This window comes from Clostridium sp. 19966 (assembly GCF_032335695.1).
Lineage (GTDB): Bacteria > Bacillota > Clostridia > Clostridiales > Clostridiaceae > JACTOJ01.
In genome coordinates this window covers 19797-28183 of sequence record NZ_JACTOJ010000035.1, presented here as the reverse complement: position 1 = coordinate 28183, position 8387 = coordinate 19797, and the positions used below count along the sequence as shown (strand labels likewise).

The 8387-nt window shown below is 31.4% G+C and carries 7 protein-coding genes; 6 read left to right on the top strand and 1 reads right to left on the bottom strand.

Annotation, left to right across the window (positions count from 1 at the left end; translation table 11 throughout):
* Nucleotides 1–439 precede the first annotated feature (439 nt).
* The 6 genes from IAI10_RS22325 to IAI10_RS22300 all read left to right on the top strand — a co-directional run bounded on the left by IAI10_RS22325 (nucleotide 440) and on the right by IAI10_RS22300 (nucleotide 7411).
* Complete coding sequence (locus IAI10_RS22325; RefSeq protein ID WP_315675531.1) at nucleotides 440–1978, top strand: leucine-rich repeat protein; 1539 nt, start codon at nucleotides 440–442, stop codon at nucleotides 1976–1978.
* A 181-nt stretch (nucleotides 1979–2159) separates the two neighbouring features.
* Nucleotides 2160–3599: an MBOAT family protein gene (locus IAI10_RS22320; protein ID WP_315675530.1), complete on the top strand. Its 1440-nt coding sequence runs from the start codon at nucleotides 2160–2162 to the stop codon at nucleotides 3597–3599.
* 12 nt (nucleotides 3600–3611) lie between these two features.
* Nucleotides 3612–5384, top strand: a complete 1773-nt coding sequence (locus tag IAI10_RS22315; RefSeq protein ID WP_315675529.1) for an alginate O-acetyltransferase AlgX-related protein — start codon at nucleotides 3612–3614, stop codon at nucleotides 5382–5384.
* Between the two features lie 27 nt (nucleotides 5385–5411).
* Entirely contained in the window at nucleotides 5412–5885 is a 474-nt protein-coding gene (locus IAI10_RS22310) for a hypothetical protein (protein ID WP_315675528.1), read from the top strand.
* A 237-nt stretch (nucleotides 5886–6122) separates the two neighbouring features.
* The gene (locus IAI10_RS22305) at nucleotides 6123–6545 is read left to right on the top strand and encodes a helix-turn-helix domain-containing protein (protein WP_315675527.1); all 423 of its coding nucleotides are present in this window, start codon (nucleotides 6123–6125) and stop codon (nucleotides 6543–6545) included.
* A gap of 2 nt (nucleotides 6546–6547) precedes the next feature.
* A complete protein-coding gene (locus tag IAI10_RS22300) occupies nucleotides 6548–7411 on the top strand; it encodes an EamA family transporter (RefSeq protein ID WP_315675526.1) in 864 nt (287 codons plus the stop codon).
* Nucleotides 7412–7517: 106 nt separating this feature from the next.
* On the opposite strand, the gene IAI10_RS22295 is transcribed toward IAI10_RS22300, so the two are convergent.
* Nucleotides 7518–8282 carry a DeoR/GlpR family DNA-binding transcription regulator gene (locus IAI10_RS22295; protein ID WP_315675525.1) on the bottom strand — a complete coding sequence of 255 codons (765 nt, stop codon included), beginning with the start codon at nucleotides 8280–8282 and terminating at the stop codon, nucleotides 7518–7520.
* Nucleotides 8283–8387 lie beyond the last annotated feature (105 nt).

Genomic DNA, 8387 nt, shown 5'->3' with positions numbered 1-8387 from the left:
CCATTATAATTAGAAAATTCATTAAATATAGCCTTCCATTTGTTATCCTGTGAACCTTTTTGCATGTACATAACCTCCCTAGTTAATTAATATCTGTTATTTTATCAAAACTGATTTTAACCTTCTAGGCGTTAATTTTTTTACGGTTACGTAATAATAATAGAAAACCTCACTTGCTACTGATACGGTGAACTATACCATAAATGAAAGAGATTTTATTGGGTGGTATTGATATGGCTAGCTTTAAAAAGCCTACGTTATTCTCATTATGCTGAACAGCATCATAATTAATGGAACTTTTTTATAAACTTTTGTTTATCAATAGCAAAAAGAAATTAAAGAAAAAAATAAAAAAAACGATAAATGAAGGAGTTTTATATGTTGGTTAAAAAAACGAAAAATTTATTTTAAGTGGGTGATAGAGATGAAAAACAGAAAAATGAAGATGATATCGCTAATACTTGCTTTAACAAGTTTACTTGTGAGTTTTAATGTCATACCTGTTTTTGCAACCACAGTAGGCACAGATGCAAATGGTTTTACTTGGCGATCTGAAGATGGAGTAACATATTCGATAACAGGTTATAATGGCAGCGATACTAATATTGTAATTCCAAGTTCCATAGACGGTCATACGGTTACCAGCATAGGAAGTAATGCTTTTAAAAACAAACCATTAACCAGTGTAACAGTTCCGAATACTATAACAAGTATAAAAGATTTTGCATTTTATTATTGTTCGTCCCTTGTAAATATATCAATACCAGACAGTGTAACAAGTATAGGAGATAGTGCGTTTGCATATTGTACATCCCTTCCGAATATAATACTCCCAACTAATCTTGTTAGTATAGGAAATTCTACTTTTCAAGACTGTAAGGCATTTACAGGAATCACAATACCAAATAGTGTAGAAAGTATTGGAACTTATGCATTTTTGGAGTGTATTTCTCTTACAGACATAACAATACCGAGTAGTGTAACAACCATTGGAGAAGGTGCATTTAAGGACTGTAAGGCACTTAAATCTGCAGCAATGCCTGATAGTGTAATGAATGTAGGAAATTATTTGTTCTATAACTGTCAACTTTTATCGAGTGTAAGATTGTCGAATAATCTTACAAATACTGGTGCTCTTATATTTTATAATTGTTTCTCTCTTAAAGAAGTTACACTTCCAAAAAAGCTTGTAAATATAGGAAACAGTGCATTTGAAAATTGTACAGCTCTTACGAATATAACAATTCCAAATGGCGTGACAAAAATTGGGTATCGTGCTTTTGTTATGTGCAAAGTTCTCGAAAACATAATAATTCCGAGCAGTGTTAAAACCATAGATTTTAATGCATTTGCTCATTGTTATGCCTTTACAAATATAATAATTCCAGATAGTGTTACAAGCATTGGGGATTATGCATTTTATTATTGCACATCTTTAACAGAAGTAACTATTCCACAAAGTGTTGCTAATATTGGATTTTTAACATTTAGTAGCTGTAATTCAAGTTTAAAAATAAAGGGATTTGAAGGCTCTTATGCACAGATTTATGCAAGTAGTAACTCAATAACATTCCAAGAGTTGCCTGCAATAAATCATACAGTAACGTTTAACAGTGAAGGAGGAAGTGCTGTTGGAAGCGTACAATTAGGCGACAATGCCTTAATAACAGCACCAATAGAGCCCTCAAAAGAAGGTTATATTTTTGGAGGATGGTATAAGGAAGAAGAATGTATGAATGCATGGAATTTTGCAAATGATAAAGTAACAACAGATACAATAATGTATGCTAAATGGATAGATATATGTGACTTAGATAAGAATGGGGAAATTAATATAGTAGATCTGGCTTCGCTTGCACAAAATTACAATACTAAGAATACAGATACAAAATGGAATTCAAGCTTTGATTTTAATAAAGATGGTGTTGTTGATATATTTGATCTGGTGATTTGCTCCAAAAAAATGAGTTTAAACTAGTTTTCAGAATTCCACCTAACTAATTGCATAAACTTGAGTATATGCAGGATACTGCTAACAGGAAAGCCTTCCACAAAGATGTGGAGGGCTTTTCCTTATTAATTAAATTGAATTAGAAATTTAACTGTGATAAAATATTTGGCGAATTTTGTTTTTTTATGAATTATTAGGGGGGAAAATCATGGTTTTTGGTTCTTTTGTTTTTATTTTTTTATTTCTTCCGCTAGTTATTTTTGCATATTTTATAGCGGGTAAAAGGTTTAGAAATATCATATTGCTTATTGCAAGTTTGATTTTTTATGCACGGGGTGAGCCTGTGTGTATATATGTTATGTTAATAAGCACTCTGCTAAATTACATACTTGGAATAGTTACAGAAGCGGCAGTTACCAAAGAGAAGCATGAAAAAATTGCATTAACTGCGGCGGTGGCTTTAAATTTTGGCATATTGATATTTTTTAAGTATGCTAATTTTTTTGTGGATAATTTTAATTTATTATTAAGTGCCGTTCATGTTAATACTCATTTTTCAATTTCGAAAATATCCCTTCCCGTTGGAATATCCTTTTATACATTTCATTCCTTATCCTATATTCTAGATATTTATAGAAAAAAGGAGAAAGCGCAGAGAAATATCTTGGATCTAACCCTGTACATTTCATTTTTTCCACAGTTAGTTGCTGGACCAATAGTTAAATATAATGAGGTTGCATCTCAGTTAAAAGGACGTAAAGTCACCATAAACAAAATCAGATACGGCATTGAAAGATTTATTTTTGGTTTAGGAAAAAAACTGATAATAGCTGATACTCTTGGAAAGGTAGCAGATAGAATCTTTGCTTTAAATACTAATGAATTAACTTTTTGGGCAGCTTGGCTTGGAGCTATCTGTTACACAATGCAAATATATTTTGATTTTTCTGGTTACTCTGATATGGCAATAGGATTAGCTAAAGTATTCAGATTCGATTTTATGGAGAACTTCAATTATCCTTATATATCAAAAAGTATACAAGAATTCTGGAAAAGATGGCATATATCGCTTTCTACCTGGTTTAGAGATTATTTGTACATACCCTTAGGAGGCAGCAGAAGAGGGAATGGACGAACTGCTTTAAATACTATAATAGTATTTACTTTATGTGGATTTTGGCACGGTGCTACCTGGAGCTTCCTTGTATGGGGAATGTATTATGGTGTGATATTGGTATTAGAAAAATTTGTGTATGGCAAATATTTAAAGAAGCTTTGGAGCCCAATACAGCACATCTATACAATGCTGATTGTGGTTATAGGATGGGTGTTCTTCGGAGGGGAAAACCTTCGTATAGCAATAAGCTATTTAAAAGTAATGTTTAGTTTTAAATTCTTAGAATGCTTTAACGCTTTAAGTGATACATATTTAAATCTAGAGGTAAAAAGTATTTTAGTAATAGCCTTTATAGCGGCTATGCCAATTGTACCAAGGTTACTCCAATTGAGACAAAGAAAAAGTTATATGATAGTATTCAATATAGTTCACTTCTCAGCAACAATGCTAATATTTTTATTATCAATAATTTATTTATCACCAACTCTTGATAATGCAACTAAAGTACCATTTATATATTTCAGATTTTAACGGAGGCAGAAAATGGATAGTGAACCAATAAGGATAAATGAAAAAGTTACTAGAAAGAGAAAAAACAAAAATATATACTCTATAATTTTTATTCTCGCTTTTATAGCTATGATATTTACTCCAATTACATTAAGATTTTTTAACAGCAATTGGAGAACTAATATGAAAAATGCAATGGAGGCAAATATAAATAAGCTATTAAATATTGGAAATGTGATTGAAACACAGTTCAATAATAATTTTTTTATTTCGGACAAGCTTATTGAAGCTAATGCTGCATTTAAATATTTCATCTTTAACACTTCAACAAATTCAAAGGTATTGGCAGGAAAAGATGGATGGTTCTTTTTAGCTAAAAGTGAAAGTGACAATCTCGTAGATGATTTCAAAGGAAAAAACATTTTTACTAAGGATGAATTGGAATTAATTAAGGCAAATCTTTTAAAATTTAACGATATAGCTAAGAAAAGAGACATAAATTTTTCATTAGTCATTGTACCAAGTAAATATAGTGTTTACAAAGAGTTCCTTCCTCAGGATGTAATAGATGGTTCTTCTAAGAACAGATTGTCACAAGTTAAAGAATATATGAGCAAGAATACTGATATAAAAATGATTGATTTGACTGAGGAATTATCAAAAAATGAAGATAAAGGAAATTTGTACTATAAGACTGGTTCCTTATGGAATCAATTAGGTGCCTTTTATGGCTATAATCAGATAGCTAAGGGATTAAATTATCAAGATAATTACTATAATAATGTTTCAAATTATAAATTAAATACAGAAAGTAAGCCAGGAATGGAATTAGTTCAGCAGTTAAAATTTGAAAATCTGATAAATGAACAAGATATTCGCATCACTCCGAAAGAAAATTATTCATGGAAGCAGGTATCATCTAATGATGATAAAATCATAATCGATAGTAATCCAAAAATAAATTCAGGAAATATGTTAATGCTAAAAGATGAGTTTGGAGAAGCTCTTCAACCATATTTATCCGAAAATTTTAATAAAGCTTTTTACAAAAAAGAATATGTGACAGAGGAGGATTTTCTGGTTAAGAACAATATAAAAAATATGATATTTGAAATATCAGAAAATAATCTTGAAAGTCTGCTTTCAGCTAATATAACAGAGATGAGTAAGCCAAGTGCTGCTGAGAATACAAACAAAGTACTTCAAAAGCCAACTGTCATCTCCAAGAGCATGATAGATCCGAATACTGTGGTTATAATTGGCGGCGGCAGTGATGATTCCACAATAACTGCTTCTGGAGGCAAGGATGAAGTGGCAACTGACGTGGTGAATGGAACCTTTATGATAGAAGTTAAACTGATACCTAATCAAAATAATACAATAACATTAAAAGCAAAAGATAAAAGTGGTAACTCATCTAATGCTGCTACAATAAATGTATTACCAGATGCCAATATTGCAATTCAACCTTTGATTGTAGGAAAGAATAATTTTATGTTCGAGTCGGATGATCTGGCAGATATAACTGGAAGCAATATGCTCACTAAAGCACAATTAGAGCAGATAAAAAATAAGCTTGAAAGCTATCAGACTTATATGAGTGGAAAAGTACCTAATTCTAAGTTTATATTATTTCTAGTACCTGATAAGATGAACATTTATTCAGAATATAAGCCTGATTATGTAACTGAAAATAATGAAACTAGAATGAAGCAGGTTATAGACTATTTAAAAAATAATTCAACAATAAGTGTGGTAGATCCAACAGAGACCTTAAATAATAGTAAGGATCAAGGAATATTATAGTATAGAACTGATTCTCACTGGAATGATTTGGGGGCATTTTATGGCTATTCAGCCTTGATCAATGAAGTTAAAAATTATTTTCCGCAGGTGACACCTTTAAACTTAAAAGATTTTAACATTTCAAGAGTGAAGCAAAAAGGAGGAGATCTTTCTACCTTTATAGATAATAAAAATTCATTTATTAAAGAAGAAGATATCAGGTTAACTCCTAACTTTACTCTTAAATCAACCTTGATGAGACCACAGCCAATGACTTGGTTAGGATCTGATAATAAAAAGAATACTACTGCAATAAAAGACTCAAATTTACCAAAAGAAATAATAATCAGAGATTCCTTTACCACTAGCATGATGCCTTATTTGTCAGAAAGCTTTAGTAAGTTAACTTATGAGCAGGAATGGCAGTATTCATTGAATAAGCAATTCATTGACGAAGATAGACCGGATGTGGTTATATTTGAAGTGGTAGAGAGAAACATTAATAAGCTGCTAGATAATTAAAAAAACCCATGCATAATAGATAGATTCAGATCTTTTTATGCATGGGTTTAATATTATTCAGGATTTTTATGAATTAAACAATAACTTATTTTCAAAGCGAATTTTTAATTGTATTGGATATTAATTATTGGTAAATCACTATTATATTCTGTTAAACTGCATCTTATTTCAGTTATTGTTGATTTGGCTGCTGGCTGGTAGTATAATATTTTTAAACTTAGAAAGGAGATTCATTTTATGAACGATGAGATTTTGAATCTTGAACAAGCGGTTGAATTATTAGGTGTCAGTGAGAAAACTCTCATTAAGTTACTGCGAGAAGAGCATATTCCTGCTCGGAAAATTGGGCGTGAATGGAGGTTTAGCAGAGAGGCGCTAATTAAATGGATTGCATCTGGTGATTCAACTAATTATATAAATTTGAATGATTTATATATAGTTTCTAAAGATGTAGTTGATAACTCAAGGGCTTTGTTTGATAAAATTGGAGAATCTATAGCTGCTATAAAGAGCAAGGATAATAATATTAAAATTGTACTAGAAGAACTTGATAAGGACATTACAATTCCAGAAAACGCTTCTCTTCGCATTAGCTACAAGCAGCAAAGAGGAGTTGAAAAATTGGAGTTTAAGATTTTTTGGGGGTTAAGGGAGGAATAAAAATGTGGATTTTATATGCCTTTGGTTCAGCGTTGTTTGCAGGTATGACAGCTGTTTTAGCAAAAATTGGAATAAAGAATACGGACTCTAATCTGTCTACAGCAATACGTACAGTTGTTGTTCTTGTATTTTCCTGGTTAATAGTTTTTGTTGTAGGATCACAGCACACAATCAGTAATATATCCGCTTACACCATTGTATTCCTAATTCTATCAGGATGTGCTACTGGTGCGTCTTGGTTATGCTATTTTAAAGCCTTGCAGCTTGGTGATGTAAATAAAGTTACTCCCATTGATAAAAGCAGCGCAATTTTAACTATTATTTTGGCTTTTTTGTTCTTGGGAGAAATCCCTACTCCAATAATGTGCTTTGGTGTTGTTGTATTTGCCTGCGGAACATATTTTATGATACAAAGGAAGGACACAGAGCTACATGGCAGCAAGGACGGTAAATTGTGGCTTTTTTACGCAGTCCTTGCCGCTGTATTTGCCTCTTTAACTTCTATACTCGGCAAAATAGGAATACAAGGAGTAGAATCAAATCTAGGAACGGCCATTCGTACTATTGTGGTGTTGATTATGGCGTGGATGATCGTATTTATACAGAAAAAGCAGGTTATGATAAAAAATATTGATAGAAAAAGTTGGATTTTTATAATATTGTCAGGTATTGCAACTGGCTTATCGTGGCTATGCTATTATCATGCATTACAAACTGGTAGAGCTAGTATGGTAGTACCTATTGACCAATTAAGCATTGTTGTTTCCATAGCATTTTCTCGAATTTTTATTGGAGAGAGACTTTCAAGTAAATCATTTATCGGGCTGATGCTGGTTATAGCAGGGACAATGTTATTGGTGCTTTAGAACTATCCTTAGTTTGAGAGGCTATGTTTTAAAAAGTTGATATTATCTTTGGAGTTTCAGATCGGTCAAAGCCTTTAGAAGCATTCTTTTAAAACATAGCCTGATTTTAAATTAATCTCACATCATACTGTTTAAGTAAATCCATTATGGTCTCATTAGGTTCGTTTTCTGTAATGATGCCACGAAAATCTGATATGTTTGAAAAATTATAAATTCCATCCTGGTTGAATCTTTCATTTGATGCTAATAGATAGGATTCTTTAGATACACTCATAATAGCCTTTTTAGTACCTGCATCCTCAGATATTCCAGTGCTGATAATACCGTTTGTAAGGTCTATTCCAATACAGCCTATAAAAGCTTTGTTGCAGCTATATAGTTTGATCTGTTCAGTGGAATGAAAACCTATATTCCCGCCTACAAAGTTATTATAGTCTCCGCCTATAAAAATAACATTCATTTTTAAATCTACATGAAGCAGGGATGATATTTCAACCATGTTAGTTATTAAAGTAATGTTTTTGTTATCTTGTATAAGTAGCTTTGTAAGCATATAGGATATGCTTGATGCATCCAAAAATATAATATCGTTATCTTTAATTAATTCATTAGCTTTTTCAGCAACCATTTTTTTTAAGTCTGTATCTTTTTCCACACGTCTAAATAAGGTTTCGGCATTTACCATGGTACGCTTTATGTTAATAGCCCCGCCATAAGTACGCTGCAATAGATTGTTTTTTTCTAATACTTGAAGATCTTTCCTGATCATGCTTTCACTTACTTCGAATTGAGCGCTTAGATCTTTTACCAGCACCTTTCCGTCCTTTTCTAAAAGATCTAATATATGCTTGTGTCTTTCTTCAATAAACATAGTTTCCTCCGATTTGTTCTCATTTACTTATATTTTAACAATTGAAATGTTAAAATGCAATTAAATTTATTGACAAATGATAATAAATAAAATAAAATGATAGTG